The organism is Cyclobacterium sediminis, assembly GCF_054781075.1.
Genome location: NZ_BAAGVC010000006.1, coordinates 36,461 through 53,603, shown reverse-complemented (window position 1 = coordinate 53,603; position 17,143 = coordinate 36,461). Strand labels below are relative to the sequence as shown.

The 17,143-nt window shown below is 38.0% G+C and carries 10 protein-coding genes; 6 read left to right on the top strand and 4 right to left on the bottom strand.

The annotated features are described in order from the left end of the window. Positions 1 to 105 precede the first annotated feature (105 nt). From ACYVHJ_RS08545 to ACYVHJ_RS08530, 4 genes are all read right to left on the bottom strand, one after another. Positions 106 to 2,652, bottom strand: a complete 2,547-nt coding sequence (locus tag ACYVHJ_RS08545) for a protein kinase domain-containing protein (RefSeq protein ID WP_460514091.1) — start codon at positions 2,650 to 2,652, stop codon at positions 106 to 108. Between the two features lie 7 nt (positions 2,653 to 2,659). After that, entirely contained in the window at positions 2,660 to 3,208 is a 549-nt protein-coding gene (locus ACYVHJ_RS08540; protein ID WP_460514089.1) for an ECF-type sigma factor, read from the bottom strand. Between the two features lie 278 nt (positions 3,209 to 3,486). Then, on the bottom strand, positions 3,487 to 4,839 hold the full coding sequence (locus ACYVHJ_RS08535) for a sensor histidine kinase (RefSeq protein WP_460514087.1): 1,353 nt from the start codon (positions 4,837 to 4,839) through the stop codon (positions 3,487 to 3,489). Beyond that, entirely contained in the window at positions 4,839 to 6,203 is a 1,365-nt protein-coding gene (locus ACYVHJ_RS08530) for a sigma-54-dependent transcriptional regulator (protein WP_460514085.1), read from the bottom strand. The genes ACYVHJ_RS08535 and ACYVHJ_RS08530 overlap by 1 nt, the downstream gene beginning before the upstream one ends. 207 nt (positions 6,204 to 6,410) lie before the next feature. Here ACYVHJ_RS08530 and ACYVHJ_RS08525 point away from each other — a divergent pair, with 207 nt between their 5' ends. From ACYVHJ_RS08525 to ACYVHJ_RS08500, 6 genes are all read left to right on the top strand, one after another. Continuing rightward, the gene (locus ACYVHJ_RS08525) at positions 6,411 to 7,757 is read left to right on the top strand and encodes a TolC family protein (RefSeq protein WP_460514083.1); all 1,347 of its coding nucleotides are present in this window, start codon (positions 6,411 to 6,413) and stop codon (positions 7,755 to 7,757) included. Positions 7,758 to 7,760: 3 nt separating this feature from the next. Then, the gene (locus tag ACYVHJ_RS08520; protein WP_460514081.1) at positions 7,761 to 9,011 is read left to right on the top strand and encodes an efflux RND transporter periplasmic adaptor subunit; all 1,251 of its coding nucleotides are present in this window, start codon (positions 7,761 to 7,763) and stop codon (positions 9,009 to 9,011) included. Between the two features lie 53 nt (positions 9,012 to 9,064). Continuing rightward, positions 9,065 to 9,760, top strand: coding sequence for an ABC transporter ATP-binding protein (locus ACYVHJ_RS08515; RefSeq protein WP_460514079.1), 696 nt, complete (start codon positions 9,065 to 9,067; stop codon positions 9,758 to 9,760). 48 nt (positions 9,761 to 9,808) lie between these two features. Then, on the top strand, positions 9,809 to 12,205 hold the full coding sequence (locus ACYVHJ_RS08510) for an ADOP family protein (protein ID WP_460514077.1): 2,397 nt from the start codon (positions 9,809 to 9,811) through the stop codon (positions 12,203 to 12,205). Between the two features lie 89 nt (positions 12,206 to 12,294). Beyond that, positions 12,295 to 14,727 (top strand): ADOP family protein, encoded by a 2,433-nt coding sequence (locus ACYVHJ_RS08505; protein ID WP_460514075.1) that lies wholly within the window; start codon positions 12,295 to 12,297, stop codon positions 14,725 to 14,727. Positions 14,728 to 14,738: 11 nt separating this feature from the next. Next, positions 14,739 to 17,135: an ABC transporter permease gene (locus ACYVHJ_RS08500; RefSeq protein WP_460514073.1), complete on the top strand. Its 2,397-nt coding sequence runs from the start codon at positions 14,739 to 14,741 to the stop codon at positions 17,133 to 17,135. Positions 17,136 to 17,143: the final 8 nt, after the last annotated feature.

The following is a 17,143-nucleotide window of genomic DNA, read 5'->3' as shown; positions in this document are numbered from 1 at the left end:
GATTTTGAAGCCTTGGAGTAAGTCTTTGTTTAAGTGACTTTACATTAAATGATTTTTGCGGTGGCATTGCTGATTTTCCAATCCTATCGTAAAAATCATTTAATATTATTTTTGTCCGGCACTCAATAATTCTGATTTAATACTGTCTATAGTTTCTTTAGATGGGTTTGAAGCTGAAGTATAGGTTTGTAAAGCTGCTTTGTAATAATGAATCGCTTCTGCAAAATCGCCTGAAGCCATCAGGCATAAAGCAAGATCCCTTTGGCTTTGAGCGATTAACTGGTCTCCCTCCGGCAAGGAAGCCAGTCTTAACATCAGCCCCTTCATTAAATATTCTTTTGCTTTTGGAAAATCATTTTCTTGCATGGCAATTTTACCCAGAAAAATTACCGGTGAGGCATGTCGAGGATCTTCTTGGGGAAACAACTCTTGATTTATTGAAATTGTGGTTATTAAACTAGCCTTTGCCTTCTCTATGGCCCCTGTTTTTAAATAAACTTTCGCCAGACTTTCTAATATTCCCGCATAGTAAGGATGCGTTTTACCAAACAAGGAATCAATTTTCGTCAATGCTTTTTCATACAATGGGATTGCTTCATTTGGTTGCTCAAGAAAACCATAAGTTCTCGCTAAATTGGACATACTGGCAATTGTTTCAACATGAGATTCTCCCAGTATTGATTTTCGTTGATCCAAAGATGCCCTAATAAATTGCATGGCTTTATTGAATTCTCCTTGAGATTGATAGAGACTACCCAAAAAGTTATACGTATAGGCAATCTCCAAATGGGGTGGCGTAAATAATTCTTCTTTCATTGCCAAAGCTTCTAAAAGATAACTTTCACTTTTTTCTAAATCTCCCGTTTTTCTGGCTATCGCACCCAGCATATGCAATGAAAAAGCCAGATCGGTATTTGGCGGGGTAGTCAAAGCGTTATATAAATTGTAGGCTTCATTGATTGCTGAGTCAGCTTTCTGGTATTTTCTATTATCATAATATGAATTTCCTAGCTCCGTCAATGCGAGAGCCATGGTTTTACTATGACTTAGATCGTTATTCTTTAGTCTTAGAATGGCCATATTTAAATAGCGGACTGCACTGTCCAGTTTTCCAAAGTAAAAAAATGATTTGCCAATTTCTATTTCATTTTGAGCCAAAACATTTTGGGTAATCAAAGGTAATTTTTTGTTGATATTGTAGGCTGAAAAAGCTAGTTCTTGGGCTTTTTCATATTTTCCCAGGTTATAAAATATGGGTGATAGCCGTCCTAACATGTCAGCGTATAAATAATTATCCTCACTTAGGTTCTTTTCCAAAGATTCAAGACCTTGATTCAATAAATTAACAGCAGTAATCGTATCGGCCCCGCCAATATTAGGATCTGCAGCCATAAAAACATCAGTCATTAGATCCGTTATTTGATTGGCTCTCTTTGCTTCCCTGATCGATAAATTTCGTTCCATTTTCAACTGATAGGTATAAAAAATAACCGCACTAAAAAATAGTAATACACCAACAACAATTGAAGTCAGAATTTTGCTGTTTCTTTTAATATACTTTTCTACCTTGTATTTCCATTCCTTATTTCGAAGGGAAATTGGCTGATTGTTTTGGCTGGCTTTGATATCATGCAATAAATCGCTAATTGATACATACCTACCTTCTGGTTTTAAAGCCATGGCCTTTTTACAAATAAATTTTAGGTCACTAAGCATCAATTTGGATACCTCGATTCCTTCCATGGAAAATGCCAATGAATCTCCCCTCAATTTTTGAGGTGTTAGTAATTTTGGGTCATTAAGGGCTAATTGAAAAGGATGGGTTTGAGTACAGAGTTCGAATAAAATGATTCCTAAGGCATAAATATCTGTGAAGATAGATGGTGCTAAATTATTGATTTGTTCGGGTGCTGCATAAGCCAAAGTATAGCTTCCTTTTAATTCATTCGTGTCTAGCAGTAACCGTGCTACACCGAAATCCAATAATTTGACTGTTCCTGATGAATCGACCAAAATATTTTGAGGTTTTAGATCAAGATGAACAATCAACAGCTGATGAGCGTATTGTATTGCCTCACTTATTTGAATAAATAAATTCAATCGTTGGGTGATGGTACAAATATTAAGCTTACAATATTCAATTAAGGTATGTCCAGGGACGTATTCCATGGTAAAATATGGTCTTCCCTCTTCATTGATCTCCCCATCATACAACCTTGCAATTCCATGGTGATTAAGTTTTGCAAGTATCTGCCTTTCCTTGTAAAAACGATTTTTGAGAAAAGAATTTGTTAGCTGTGAGTTCATCAATTTTATGGCCACTACTTGTTCAAATTGGCCATCTACCCTAAAGCCTTTAAATACTGTTCCCATGGCACCTGAGCCAATTATTTCAGCTAATTTAAATGCGCCAATTTTTTGACCGATAAGGAGTTGGTCATTTTCCCAGGTTTTCAGCAAAAGGTTAGGAGAGATTTTAAATATTGAATTTGGTGAATTATCTGCTAATAGCAGTGACTTTAAAGTGAAACAAGTTTCAGGTGCTGTGTACTCAAGCCTGTCCAACAATTGCTTTTTTTCCACTTCGCTTTTGTCAGCAATTTCATGGAATAAATTTTCTACTTTTTCCCATTCAACATGTTTTGATGTCATCTAGCAATTATTTAAGTTCATTGCTCAACCATGCCCTTGCCAATCTCCAATCTCTTTTAACGGTTTCCACTGAAACCCCAAGCATATTGGCTATTTCTTGGTATTTATACCCGCCAAAAAAATGAAATTCAACCACGCGAGAATAACGCTTGTTTATCCTTTTTAAGCCATTCAGGGCATCATTAAGATTAATAACACCTTCTGGTGTGGTGGTAACTATCTGTTCACTTCCATCACCATAGGTTAATTGGATCTGATGTCCACCTCTCTTTACTCGGTTCTTTTGTCTTGCGTAATCCACTAAAAATCTACGCATGGCGATTGCAGCAATGGCTAAAAAATGATTTTTATTTTTGATTTCTCCCTGGTATTTGTCCATTTTCATATAAACCTCATGCACCAAAGCACTGGTGTCAAGGGTTAAAGCATTAAACTCGTATTTTAATTTATTACTTGCCTTTAATGAAAGTTCTTCATAGCAAACCTGAAACATCCTTTTTTTATGAGAATAAGGGATTTCGTTATTTTTGGGATTATTTATGTCAATAATATCCATTATTTGCCAACTTTTATTCTGTACAAATTAACATACATTGGTGAATTCAGCAAATAATATTGGTAAAATCTTTCTTCGATTTTCTCTATTTTATCCCTAAATATTCCAGCTAAAACTATTGAGACTTGGAGTAATCAAAGTAAAAATATAGTATTTATTCTTCTTCATTAGCTAGAATAGGTGAAAAAACATATCCACGTATATAGCTCACAGGACGTTGAAAATTCATAAAATAAGGCCGGTTTCTTGGGTTAAATCTTCTTTATTTCGATGCCGGATTAAAATATTAAAACAAACCTTGTTCCTTTGTCAATTTCTGAGTGCACCCTAATGCTGCCTCCATGTAAATGCATGATTTGTTTGGATAAACTCAAACCTATTCCTGTTCCACCTCTTTTGGTTGTGAAAAAAGGAACAAATATTTCGTCCAATTGATCTGCCGGTATTCCCGGTCCATTGTCTTTTACTTCAATATATTTTTTATCTTCATCATTGATGCCTGCTTTAATGTTTAGAATAGCCTCTTTTTGACCCGCCATGGATTGAATGGCATTTTTTGAAAGGTTGATCAATATTTGTGCGATTTGTTTTTCGTCTATGTAAAACGCTAGATCTTCAGGTGTTACCAATAAATTAAATTGTAGGTTTGGCTCAATATTTTCCATCCGCATCAATACTTTAACCCTATCCAATAATGGTTTAATTGCTACGATAGATTTGTCGGGAGCGGGTACATCCAAGAAACTTCGGTATGATTTGACAAAATCCATGAGACCTTCCCCTTGAATTCGAATCACATTCAATCCTTTAACCGTATTTTTTATTTGGTCTTCGCTTAAATCCCCCCATTTTAAGGCTCCATTCTCATCCTCATTATAGTAGTTAGACAAGGATTCTGATATGGAGGTGATCGGCGTAATCGTATTCATAATTTCATGGGTAAGCACCCTGATCAATCTTACCCAAGAATCTGTTTCTTTCTCATCTAGTTCTTTTTGTAGATCCTGGACGGTTACAAGTAGTAGCTTCTTATCTTCTTTTATTATTGGTACTGTCTTGAAAAGCAACTGGTTTTGTTCTCGTTCATTTACCATTTGTAAGTACTTCTGATCAAAGGGCTTAAGCTTGTCAACCAAGTCAAATAAGTTTTGATCAATTTGAAGCAATTGCTTTACATGGAGTAAGGGGCTGAAATGGAGTAATTGCTCTAAAAATGGGTTGGTATATAAAATATGCCCCTTTTCATCAATTGTCATGATGCCAATATCGATTTGTTTCAATATTTCTTGATAATACCTTTCTCTCGTTTGAAGCTCAATTTGCACATCTAAAATCAATTGATTGATTCTATTTAGACTCTGGTTTAGTTCTTTAAAAGATTTAATTTGAACTTTTTCAGGAAATCGTAATGTAAAGTCCTCATTTTTGATGGCATCAAAAAAATAGGCTATTTGGCGGTTGGTTTTGTTTACATAGCGGATAAGGAAGGATGTTTGAAAGCCAATCAATAAAAGAAAAATAACCCCAAAACTATACCATTCTCTTGTAAAGGAAAAGGCCATCAGCAAGGCTGTAACACAAATCAGTACAACCCTAAAGATCATTTGAAAATAAAAATTCCTACTGGCCATCAATCTTTGTGTTTTTTTATTTTGTTGTAGAGTGTTTGTCGGGTTATACCTAGTCGATCTGCGGCCATTGTATAATTTCCATCACAATCTTTCAAGGCCTTTTCAATCATCAATGCTTCCATTTCTTCTAGTGAATTTGGGAAGCTGTCAAATGAAGAGATGGCTGCTGAATTTAGGAAAAAATCAGAAGGCTTCAATACATTGCCTTCACTTAAAATAACAGCCCTCTCTATGGTATGTTGCAGTTCACGTACATTTCCGGGCCATTTGTAATTCAATAGCTTGTCTTTTGCAGCTTGATTAATACGCAAATCCGGCTTAGCGTATTTGTGCATAAATTTTTCCAAAAAATACCGACTTAAGACCAAGATATCTTCTCCTCGATTTCGTAAGGGGGGTACATCTACATGTATCGTATTGATTCGATACATCAAATCTTCCCTGAACAGTCCATCACTGACCATCTTTTCCAAATCGCAATTGGTGGCGCATATCAATCGGATATCTACAGAGATGGGTTGATTGGATCCCACTTTTATTACCGTTCTATTTTGAATGACAGAGAGTAACTTGGTTTGCATTTTCAAAGAGAGGTTGCCGATTTCATCTAAAAATAAAGTACCTCCATCGGCTGCCTCAAACTTACCGACACGATCCTCCTTAGCATCCGTAAAAGCCCCTTTAAGGTGACCAAAAAGCTCACTTTCAAAAAGTGTTTCTGAAATGGAGCCCATGTCTACACCGATAAATATTTCATTTCTCCTTTTTGAACACTGATGAATTTCTCTGGCAATAAGCTCTTTTCCCGTACCATTTTCTCCTGTTACCAATACATTCACATCTGTTTGTGCCACCTTTCTGGTTAGTTTTAAGGCAGATTTTATGCTTTCAGATTGACCGATTATTGAATGTTTATTTTGATTGATGACCTGTTTCAGGTTGTTCTCTTTTTTTTGAAGTTGGATGACTTGTTTTTGGGATTTTCTTAGCTGGTATGCAGATCTGACTGTTGCCAACATTCTTTCATTACTCCAGGGTTTTAAAATAAAATCTACAGCTCCATTTTTGATGGCCTTCACAGCTAAATCTATGGAGCCATAAGCCGTCATCATGATTACAGAGATATATGGCGCCTTTTCTTTGATCTGCTTTAACCAATAGAGCCCTTCATTTCCGGAGTTTATTCCTGCCGAAAAATTCATGTCCAATAAAACAATGTCCAAATCTGCAAATCCAGGATAAGAACTAATTTGATTTGGGTTGGAAAGGGTTGCTACATGCTTGTATTCAAACTGCAACAATATCTCCAAAGCACTGAGCATGCTTTTATTGTCATCAATTACCAGGATTTTAGCATCAATCATATCTATTTCCTTTTAATATGCGAAGTGCTAAATCTACTATTCAAATTATCAAGCTGCCATAAACTGTAAAAAAATTTTACAATTCACGTACAAAAATTTTACAGATAAACCATTTTTTGAACATTAAAATGATATAAGTAACTGTATATAAGGTATTTAAAATTGTGGCATGCTGCTGGTATATGAGTTTCTCAGAATGATTAACCTATGGCACTAAAATTAATGACATTTTTACTTCTGTTAAGCATAATCAACTTTAAGTTGCAGGCACAGGCTTCCTGGACTTTGGAGGAATGTGTGGCTTATGCCTTGGAGAATAATCTTGAAATAAAGGATTTCGAATACATTTCCCAGGCGGAAAATGAAAATTACAGGCAATCCATCCGAAATCTTCTACCTAGATTAGATGCTTCAACAGGATATACTATCAATTATGGTAGAAGTACAGATCCTTTTACCAATGACGTGGTTACCAATGAGTTCTTCTCCAATGGCTATTCTTTAAATTCTTCAATTGATTTGTTTCAGGGATTCTTAAAGATGAACGCCATCAAAACGTCAAGATTCATTTATGAGGCAAGTTTGCAGGAGTCATTGCAGCAAAAGTATTTGCTGGCCTTTAGGGTGATGCGGGCATTTTATGATGTCAGGTATTTTGAGGAGTTGATGGTTGTTAGCAAGGGACAGGTAGGTGTATCACAAGCCAATTATGATTTGGTTAAAAGACAAATTGAATTGGGATTAAAAGCAGGTGCTGATCTTTATGAGTCAGAGTCCCTATTATTGTCGGACAAACTGGTACTTACCCAAAGCCAAAATAAACTGGAACTGGCTAAGCTTCAATTGATGCAAGCCATGAATTTAGAAGAAAGGGAAAATTTTTCCATTGCAAAGAAAAGCGAGAATCAGGATTTAGATTGGGTTTTTCATACCATACATACAGATTCAATTTACAGGCAAGCAGAAAGTTTTTTGCCTATGCTTAAGGCACAAGGGTATAGGGTAGACGCCGCCCGAAAGCAGGTGGCTGTTTCCCGTTCTGCACTATATCCCTCCCTCTCTATGTATGCCAATATTGGCACAGGGTATTTCCAAACTACCAGAGACAGCATGGGAAATACCATAGAATTTAGGAATCAAATTCGTGACAATACCTATAGGTCTATAGGATTGAGTTTAAACATACCGATCAGTAGGGGCTGGGCCGGTAGATCTGGGGTCAAGCAAAGTAAAATAGCACTTAGGCGGACTGAAAACAATTTTAAAATTCAGAAACAGCAGGTTTATAATGATATTCAGGAGTTGGTCGTAGAAAATAGGGCTTTGCAAAAAGAGTATGCCCAAAGTCTTCAGAAGCTAAAAGCACAAGAACTTGCTTTCCTTATCGCTCAAAGAAAGTATGAAAAAGGCTTGGTTAGTATTTTAGAATTGACCAGCGCTAAAAATTTGTTTACTGCAGCGCAAAATGAAAACTTGGAGGTAGGTTTAAGCCTGGAAGTGAACAACAGTACCATCGATTTTTATAGGGGAGTATCCCTTTTTAACATTCAATAATTTATGGATATTATACTTGAAAAGAAAAAAGGCCTAAGGCCAAAACATTACGGATACATTGCTCTGGCAGCACTGTTGATCTATGCTGCTTATCAGCTATGGTTTACTAGTTCTGTTGCTACTTTTCGTACTGAAAAGGGTAAATTATCTATAGCTGAGGTGGTAGAGGGTAAATTTGATGACTATATCACCATCAATGGTAGCGTTGCCCCCATTGCCACCATTTATATGGATGCCTATGAAGGGGGTCGGGTTACAGAGAAATTAATTGAAGAAGGGGCTATTGTTAAAAAGGGCGACATTATACTGGTTTTGGAAAACAGAAGCCTTTATGAGCAAATTCTTGCCAGCGAAAGTAACCTTGCCCTCAAACAAAATGATTTAAGGTCTACTAAATTGGCCTTCGATTCCAGGCAGGTAGAAGGCAAAAAATCCCTTGCAACAGCCAGCACCAACTTACAAAGATTTAAAAGGAATTATGAGCAGAACAAAGCCTTGTATGAAGAGGAACTTATTTCCAGAGAAGAATACCTGATTGCTAAAGAAGATTATGAACTTTCTGAAGAGCAATATGAAATTGTGAAACTCCAAACTGAACAAGACAAAGAGTTGCGTGAAACCTCTCTAACCGGCCTTGATACTGATCTGGAACGCATGAAAAAAACCTTATCAATGGTGTATGAAAGGCTGGATCACTTGAATGTGCGTGCACCTGCAGATGGGCAGTTAGGTTTCCTTGATGCAGAAATTGGTCAGAGCATCGCTCAGGGAGAACGCATAGGTCAGATCAATGTATTGACTGATTATAAGATTGAAGCGGATATTGATGAGCATTATATTGACCGGGTTCAGAGAGATTTAAGGGCAGAATTAGAAAGGAACAATAATGATTTCAACTTGCGGCTTAGGAAAGTTTACCCGGAGGTGAGAAGTGGGAAATTTAAAGTGGATCTGGTATTCACATCAGACAAACCAGAAAACATAAGAACAGGACAAAGCTATAATATTAAATTGCAATTAGGAGAGTCATCGGATGCCATTTTATTGCCCAAAGGTAGTTTTTTCCAAAGCACAGGTGGCCAATGGGTCTTTGTAGTGAATACAGATGGTGATGAAGCAATTAAAAGAAACATACGAATAGGCAAGCAAAATGCAAGGTATTATGAGGTCCTCGAAGGTTTAGAGCCGGGAGAGCAAGTAATTACCAGCAACTATGACAATTTTGGTGAAGCAGATAGAATTGTGTTGAAATAAATAATCTGAAAGGACATTTTATTAAAATAGGTATTTGAAAAAATTAATCAACGATGATAAATATTACAGATTTAGTGAAAAGTTTCCGTACAGAAGAGGTTGAAACTTTAGCCCTTAATAAAGTGAACCTCAAAGTAGAGTCGGGAGAATTTGTAGCCATAATGGGCCCTTCAGGTTGTGGGAAATCCACCTTGCTTAACATCATAGGCATGTTAGACAATCCAACGGAGGGCAGCTATGTTTTTGCTTCAAATGAAGTGGCAGGACTCCGTGAAAATCAAAGGACACAGTTAAGAAAAGGGAACCTGGGTTTTGTGTTCCAAAGCTTTAATTTGATTGATGAGTTGACCGTTTTTGAAAATGTGGAGCTGCCACTAATTTACTTAAAAAAGGGTAAGGCCGAACGCAGAGAGAAGGTAATACAAGTATTGGAGCGAATGAAAATTGCTCATAGGGAAAAGCATTTTCCACACCAATTATCCGGGGGACAACAGCAGCGGGTGGCCATTGCAAGGGCTGTGGTTACCAAGCCAAAGTTGATATTAGCCGATGAGCCAACAGGAAACCTGGACTCTAAAAATGGTTTGCAAGTAATGAACTTGCTTACGGAGCTAAATCAGGAAGGAACGACCATTGTAATGGTGACACACTCTGCCCATGACTCCCACTTTGCACATCGGGTGGTGAATCTATTTGATGGTCAAATTGTCACCGAAAGCCAAAATAGGGCCATTGGTGCTGCATTGTGATTATTATTCAAATACCAAGTTTAATGGATCCCAAATAATCCTTCAAAAATGTTTAAAAACTACCTTAAAATAGCTTGGCGAAGTCTTCTGAAAAATAAAGCCATTTTTTCCATCAATACTGTTGGATTGGCTTTAGGCATCGCTTCCTGTGTCATTATCTCTCATTTTGTGCTGGATGAATTGAGCTATGATCGGTACAATGAAAAGGTAGACCAGCTTGCAAGGATTGTTTTTAGAGCCAAGGTAAATGGTGAGGAAATAAAAGAAGGGGTGGTGATGGCCCCGGTGGCACAGACACTTAAGGAGGAATATCCGGAAGTGCTGGATGCAACAAGGATACGTAGGGTTGGAACCCCGAAAATCACCATTGACAACCAGTCTTATAGAGATGGAAGATTTGCCTACGTAGATCCAAATTTCTTCGAAATCTTTAGCCTGCCTATTATAGCCGGGGATGCTGGTAACCCATTGGAGCAACCGAATACTGTCGTTATAACAACAACATTGGCTGTAAAGTATTTTGGAACCAAAGATGCAATAGGGAAATTGTTTTACCTGGAAAGTCAGGAACAACCCTATACCATTACAGGTGTAATTGAGGAGATGCCTGAAAATGCTCATTTTCATTTTGACCTCTTTGCTTCAATGAAAGGATTCCCTGAGGCAAAAAGCACATCATGGTTTAAAGGAGACTTTTTTACCTACCTTCTTTTAGAAGCAGACATTGACTCCAAATCTTTGGAAGAAAAATTACAGGCTTTAATTGCGAAAAATATGGGGCCTTCCATGCAGGAAGAAATGGGCGTGTCCTTTGAAGAATTTACCAAAGACAACCAACTTGGTTTTGCTTTACAAGCCCTGAGTGACATTCATTTGCACTCCGACAATGCCTCCTACAGCGAATTAGAAGAAGGTGGGGACATAAAATATGTATATATTTTCAGTGCGATAGCCCTGTTTATGCTTTTGATAGCTTGCGTTAATTTTATCAACCTCTCTACCGCTACAGCCACTAAAAGAGCGAAAGAGGTGGGAATTCGAAAGGTATTGGGCGCTGATAAACAATTACTCTTTTTCCAATTTATATCCGAAGCTTTTATCGCAAGTACTGTAGCCATGCTCCTTGCAGTGGTTTTCATAATTCTAATATGTCCATTTTATGTGGAGTTTTCTGGGAAAGCACTTGAATTGTCCTACTTTTTGCAGCCACAGCTGCTATTGGCTTTGCCCGTATTTACTTTACTGATAAGTCTGTTAGCAGGAAGCTATCCGGCCATTTATTTGTCTTCCTTTCGGGCCATTCAGGGTTTAACCAATAGTGTGTCAGGGGGATCAAATAAAAGCTTTCGAAGTGCATTGGTGGTGTTTCAATTTGTGATTTCGGCAGGGCTGATATTGGCGACCTTGGTGGTCAATCAGCAAATGAACTATATTCAAAACAAAGACCTGGGCTATGATAGAGACCAAATTCTGGTCATTAGGGATGCCTATCTGTTGGAAAATAACCAAGAGGCATTCAAAAATGAGTTGATGAAAAATCCCAAAGTAAGCGCTGTCACCCAGTCTTCCTTTGTGCCAGCAGGCCCTTCGGACAATAATGTGACACAGATTTACATTAATGGTCAATTTAATCGGCGGATGCCAGTGTTCAATATTGACGAAAACTATATTCCTACAATGGAAATGGAAATGGTTGCAGGAAGAAATTTTTCAAGAGATTTCGGCGCTGATTCATCTAATGTAATCATTAACCAAACGGCAGTTGAGGTGTTTGGATTTGGAGAAGATCCAATAGGAAAAACCATCTCAGATGGGACCCATACAAGTACAGTAATAGGCGTGGTAAAAGACTTTCACTTTAAATCTTTGCATCAACCCATAGAACCTTTGTTGATGTACTACAGGCCGTATGGTGGCTTGATCGTGAAAGCCAAACCATTGAACATGAAGGCTTTAATCGCGGAGACCCAATCGTTGTGGAATTCTTTCGGTACTGCAGAACCTTTTGGCTTTTCCCTTATGGATGAATCCTATCAAAGGGCTTATCAAACGGAACAAAATATGGGAAAGGTTTTAAATGGTTTTGCGCTGCTAACCATAGTAGTTGCCTGTTTAGGTCTTTTTGGTTTGGTTACTTATACCTCAGAACAGCGATACAAAGAAATTGGGATAAGGAAAGTACTGGGAGCATCTGTCTTGCAGGTGATTGCCATGTTGACCAAGGATTTTCTCCTATTGGTAGCTATCTCCTTTCTGTTTGCTTTTCCCGTGGGTTATTACCTGATGGAAAATTGGCTACAAGGTTTTTCCTACCGGATAGCCATACATTGGTGGATTTATGCTTTGGCAGCATTAATCACGCTTTTTATAGCATTTACCACCATTGGTTATAAGAGCTATAGGGCTGCCAATCTCAATCCTATTAAAGCAATTAAAGAGGATTAGAAAGCATGGCTAAGGACTGAGTAGGTTTAAATAATAGTGAATTGCTTCTTGAACTTTCCAGAACGCAATAAAAATTAAAGGTTGAAATCATGTTTAGAAATTATCTTAAAATTGCCTGGAGAAGCTTGAAGAAACAACCTTTCTTTACCTTTCTCAATACCTTCAGCCTTACCATAGGTATTGCGGGGGGCATGCTAATAGCTCTATATGTATACGATGAATTGAGCTTTGATAAAATGTTTGTTGATTCTGACCGTATTTACAGAATCAATTCGGATATAAAATTTGGTGGAGAGGTCATGCAACTAGCCGAAACCGGTGCTCCAATGGCCGGAACATTACGCAATGATTTTCCCCAAGTTGAAGAGGTTACCCGGATCAGGAATCAAGGAAGTTTACTTCTCAGGAAAACCGGTACTGAAGAAAACACCAAAGAAGAGCAAGTAGCTTTTGCAGATTCAACGCTTTTTGAGTTTTTTGGAATAAACCTGTTGGTAGGGGATTCAAGAACTGCACTTACTGAGCCAAATACCATGGTGCTGACCAAAACAGCTGCGGAAAAACACTTCGGAGTTAAGAATGCATTGGGACAAAGGCTATTGGTGAACAATGAGGATACTTATACGGTAACAGGGGTAATGGACGACCTGCCCAAGAATAGTTTATTAAGAGATCATTCTCTATTTATGGCATTGGCCGGATACGAAGATGCTCAGCAAATGTTATGGACCAGCCACAATTATTTTACCTTCATCAAGTTGATACCGGGGGCTAGTATTGAAGATTTTAAAGCGCCTTTACATTCCATCATGGAGAAATACATCTTTCCCTATGTTCAGCAATTTTATCCCGGAATAACAGTAGAATCCTTTGCCGCATCCGGTAATTATTTAAGGTACAGTACCATTCCTTTAACCGATATTCACTTGCATTCCAATCGTCACCATGAGCTCAGTGCCAATAGTAGTATTCAAAATGTTTATATACTTTCATTCATAGGATTGTTTTTAATTGTTTTGGCAAGCGTTAATTTTATGAATTTGTCAACGGCCTACTCACTTAAAAGAGCCAAAGAAGTTGGCATCCGAAAAACCCTGGGGTCTAACCGGTCTCAACTGATTGGGCAATTCCTGACCGAAGCCGTATTGATCTCTTTTATTTCTTTGCTGCTGGCCATTATGATTTCAACTTTGGCACTTCCCTTTTTTAATACGCTTTCGGGGAAATCAATGAGTCTACCTTATACAGCTCCTTATTTCTGGATCATTTTGTTTTCGGCTACCATACTATTAAGCCTCTTTTCAGGTAGCTATCCTGCGTTCTTCATGTCGAAATTTGTGGCTGCAAAAGTCCTTAAAGGAAGTGGACAAAATAGCATTGGGGGAGCAGGGGTTCGAAACTCCCTTGTCGTTTTCCAGTTTGCCATTTCTATTTTACTGATCGTGGCTACCTTGGTTGTATTTCAGCAATTGAATTTTATTCAGGGTAAAGACCTTGGTTACACTAAAGATCAAATTCTGATCGTAGATGATGTTTATGCAACTGGAAACCAAATTGAAGCCTTTAAAAAGGAAGTTCAACAATTAGGTCAGGTGGCCAGTGTTTCTTTAAGTGGGTATTTGCCTACGCCTTCTTATCGACAAGATCACTCTTTCTTTAAAGAAGGATCCACAGCGCAAGAAAATGCCTTGCAAATGCAAAGGTGGATGGTAGACCATGATTATATATCCACCTTGAATATGGAATTAATTGCGGGCCGTGATTTTGACAAACGCTACCCTACAGATTCTACTGGGATAATCTTAAATGAATCCGCATTGGCAATTTTAGGGCTAAAACCCAAGGAAGCTTTGGGCTTGAGACTGTCCCGGGATTTAGGTGAAGAAAACCCGGTTTTTTATAAAGTTATCGGGGTAGTAAAAAATTTCCATTTTGAATCTTTAAGGGAAGATATTGGTGCATTGAGCCTTTCTTTAGGAAGTTCATCAAGTACAATGGCTGTTAGGATAAAATCCGGTGATTTTTCCAATGCCATTACAGGAATAGCGTCAATATGGGCCAAAATGGCCCCCGGCCAACCTTTCAACTACAGATTTATGGAGGATTCATTCAATAGGGTTTACGAATCCGAACAAAAATTAGGACAGATCTTCATGGTATTTACTGTTTTATCCATAATGATTGCTTGTTTAGGCCTTTTCGGTCTGGCTGCTTTCAACGCCCAAAAGCGTATGAAGGAAATTGGTATTCGAAAAGTATTAGGAGCAAGTGTGGGGCAAATTACTTTCCGGCTGACAACCGACTTTCTGAAAATGGTCGGCCTATCCATTTTGATATCCTTACCCATCGGTTGGTATACCATGTCCAAATGGCTTGAGGATTTTACCTACAGGATCGAAATTGGTTGGGGTATTTTTGCTTATGCTGCCATATTAGCTGTAGGTATTGCCATTCTTACGGTAAGTTACCAAAGTATAAAGGCGGCGATAACTGATCCCGTAAAAAGTTTAAGAACCGAATAAATTCGAAAACCATGGGGAGACATTATCTGAAAATTGCCTGGCGAAATATAAAGCGGAACAAGGGCTACAGCTTTCTGAATATCAGTGGTATTGCCATAGGTCTCGCTGCTTTTTGGTTGATTGCATTGTATGTAGCAGATGAGCTTAGCTATGATAAATTCTTTACCAATTCGGAGCAAATCTTTAGGGTTGTTCAGCATTCGAATTGGGACAATGGAAAAATGGACATTGCCCTTACTTCTCCACCATTTGCAGTTGCTTTAAAAAATGAATTCCCTGAAGTGGAAGAGGCAGTAAGAATCAATATTGAAGGAGGGGACCTAATCAATTACGGTAATAAAAGTTTTAGCCAGGAAGATATTTGGTTTGCTGAAAATACTTTCTTTGCGCTTTTTGATTATCCGTTTCTTTATGGAAATGGCGCAACTGCCTTGGAAAATCCGGAAACCATGGTCATTACGGAAAGCCTTGCCATTAAAATATTTGGGGATGCCTCAAAAGCAATCGATGAAACAATTGCCCTGGGCAATCAAAAACATCCGATCAAAATAACAGGGGTAATAAATGATATTCCAAAAAACTCCCATATGCAATTCAGTGCAATCCGGTCCTTTGCAAGGGAAGACCTGAGAAGTGACAATTGGAATGCAGCGTATCTTTATACTTACCTCCTTATACAGAAAGGTACTGAACCAGAATCATTTGCAAACAAGCTTGTTCCTTTTGAAAAGGATCTGGCCAAACGAATGAATTTTTCTGATTTTAAAATAGAATTACAGCCACTGACAGCTATTCATCTGTATTCTCATCTTGATTATGAGTTCAGTGCCAATGGGAAGGCTGAGTTGGTCTACTTGTTTATTGTAATTGGATTCCTTGTATTGTTGATTGCGGTTATCAATTATATGAACCTATCTACAGCACGCGCTGTCATGCGGGTGAAGGAAATCGGAATACGAAAAGTGGTTGGGTCTGAAATAAAACACCTCGTAGGGCTGTTTCTAAGCGAAGCAGTTTTGGTCACTTTTATTGCTTCTCTTTTAGCCTGTTTTATTGTTCAATTAAGCCTTCCTGTATTCAATCAATTGGCAGAAAAAGATTTGACTCTATTGTATTTTGGATCCTTTAAAACCATTGGGATAATTGTCCTTTTTACTGTTTTGATTGGGGTTTTGTGTGGGAGTTATCCTGCCTTGTTTTTGTCAAGGCTTAAGATGATTCCTTCACTCAAAGGGCAGATAGTCAATTTGGGTACTAGTATTTTCTTACGGAAAACACTTGTGGTAGTCCAGTTTGTAATTACAGTCTGCCTGATTAGTGGTTCCTATATCATTCATAAGCAGATGCAATTTGTCTCTGAAAAAGACCTTGGATTTGACAAAAACCAAGTGTTGATCAGCCATATCAATGACCCAAAAGTCCGTAGCAAAATTCCAGCATTGAAAGCAACACTCCTGCAAAGCCCTTTAGTAGAAAGTGCTGCTACTGCCGGTAATCCTTTAGGTACCAATTACCTAGGTAAATTTAATTTCTTTTTTGAGGTGGATGGAAAAATGCAAAGCACTGCCACTATGGCAAATTTTCTATACATCGATGAGGATTTTTTACCAACCAATGGAATGGAGTTATTACAGGGTAGGAATTTTTCAACGGATAGGGCAACAGATAAAGAAGGAACCGTAATCATTAACGAAACCTTGATGAAATCCCTTGGCTATACCGATGCCATTGGAAAGAAAATTAATTATAAATCAGGAAAGGACAGCCTCGTCAGTCGACAAATTATCGGAGTGATTAAAGATTTTCACTCGACTTCTCTACAGCATAAAATAGAACCGATGGTGCTGTTGATGCCGCCAAATGATAGGGATAGAGACAATCTTTATATAAAAATATCAAAAGGTAAAGCGGTTGCAGGAATCGCATTTGTAAAAAGTACAATGGAACAATTTGATGGGGAGAATAAAGCAAATGTGTATTTTCTTAGTGAAAATTTTAACCAGCAATACCTGGCTCAACAGAAGGAGGAGAAATTATCACTGATCTTTACTACGCTGGCTTTTATTATCTCTAGTCTTGGTTTGTTGGGGCTGGTGGTCTTTGTCACTGCTCAACGTAGAAAGGAAATTGGTTTAAGAAAAGTGCTTGGGGCTTCCGTTACCTCTGTTGCCCTTATGCTGAGTAAGGATTTCGGAAAATTGGTTGGGATTGCCTCTTTAATTGCCCTTCCCATTGCTTGGTTTGGCATGAATAGATGGTTACAGGACTTTGCTTATCATATCGAAATTAAATGGTGGATGTTTTTGCTTTCCGGAAGTATTGCTTTCGCTATCGCAATGACAACAGTAAGCTTTCAGGCATTAAAAGCAGCAGTTGCAAACCCAGTTAAAAGTTTAAGGGACGAATAATTCAAACA

Coding starts and splice junctions, on each gene's coding strand:
- ACYVHJ_RS08505 (WP_460514075.1), top strand. CDS start 12,295: ATGTTTAGAAATTATCTTAAAATTGCCTGGAGAAGCTTGAAGAAACAA.
- ACYVHJ_RS08540 (WP_460514089.1), bottom strand. CDS start 3,208: ATGGATATTATTGACATAAATAATCCCAAAAATAACGAAATCCCTTAT.
- ACYVHJ_RS08510 (WP_460514077.1), top strand. CDS start 9,809: ATGTTTAAAAACTACCTTAAAATAGCTTGGCGAAGTCTTCTGAAAAAT.
- ACYVHJ_RS08520 (WP_460514081.1), top strand. CDS start 7,761: ATGGATATTATACTTGAAAAGAAAAAAGGCCTAAGGCCAAAACATTAC.
- ACYVHJ_RS08530 (WP_460514085.1), bottom strand. CDS start 6,203: ATGATTGATGCTAAAATCCTGGTAATTGATGACAATAAAAGCATGCTC.
- ACYVHJ_RS08525 (WP_460514083.1), top strand. CDS start 6,411: ATGGCACTAAAATTAATGACATTTTTACTTCTGTTAAGCATAATCAAC.
- ACYVHJ_RS08515 (WP_460514079.1), top strand. CDS start 9,065: ATGATAAATATTACAGATTTAGTGAAAAGTTTCCGTACAGAAGAGGTT.
- ACYVHJ_RS08500 (WP_460514073.1), top strand. CDS start 14,739: ATGGGGAGACATTATCTGAAAATTGCCTGGCGAAATATAAAGCGGAAC.
- ACYVHJ_RS08545 (WP_460514091.1), bottom strand. CDS start 2,652: ATGACATCAAAACATGTTGAATGGGAAAAAGTAGAAAATTTATTCCAT.
- ACYVHJ_RS08535 (WP_460514087.1), bottom strand. CDS start 4,839: ATGGCCAGTAGGAATTTTTATTTTCAAATGATCTTTAGGGTTGTACTG.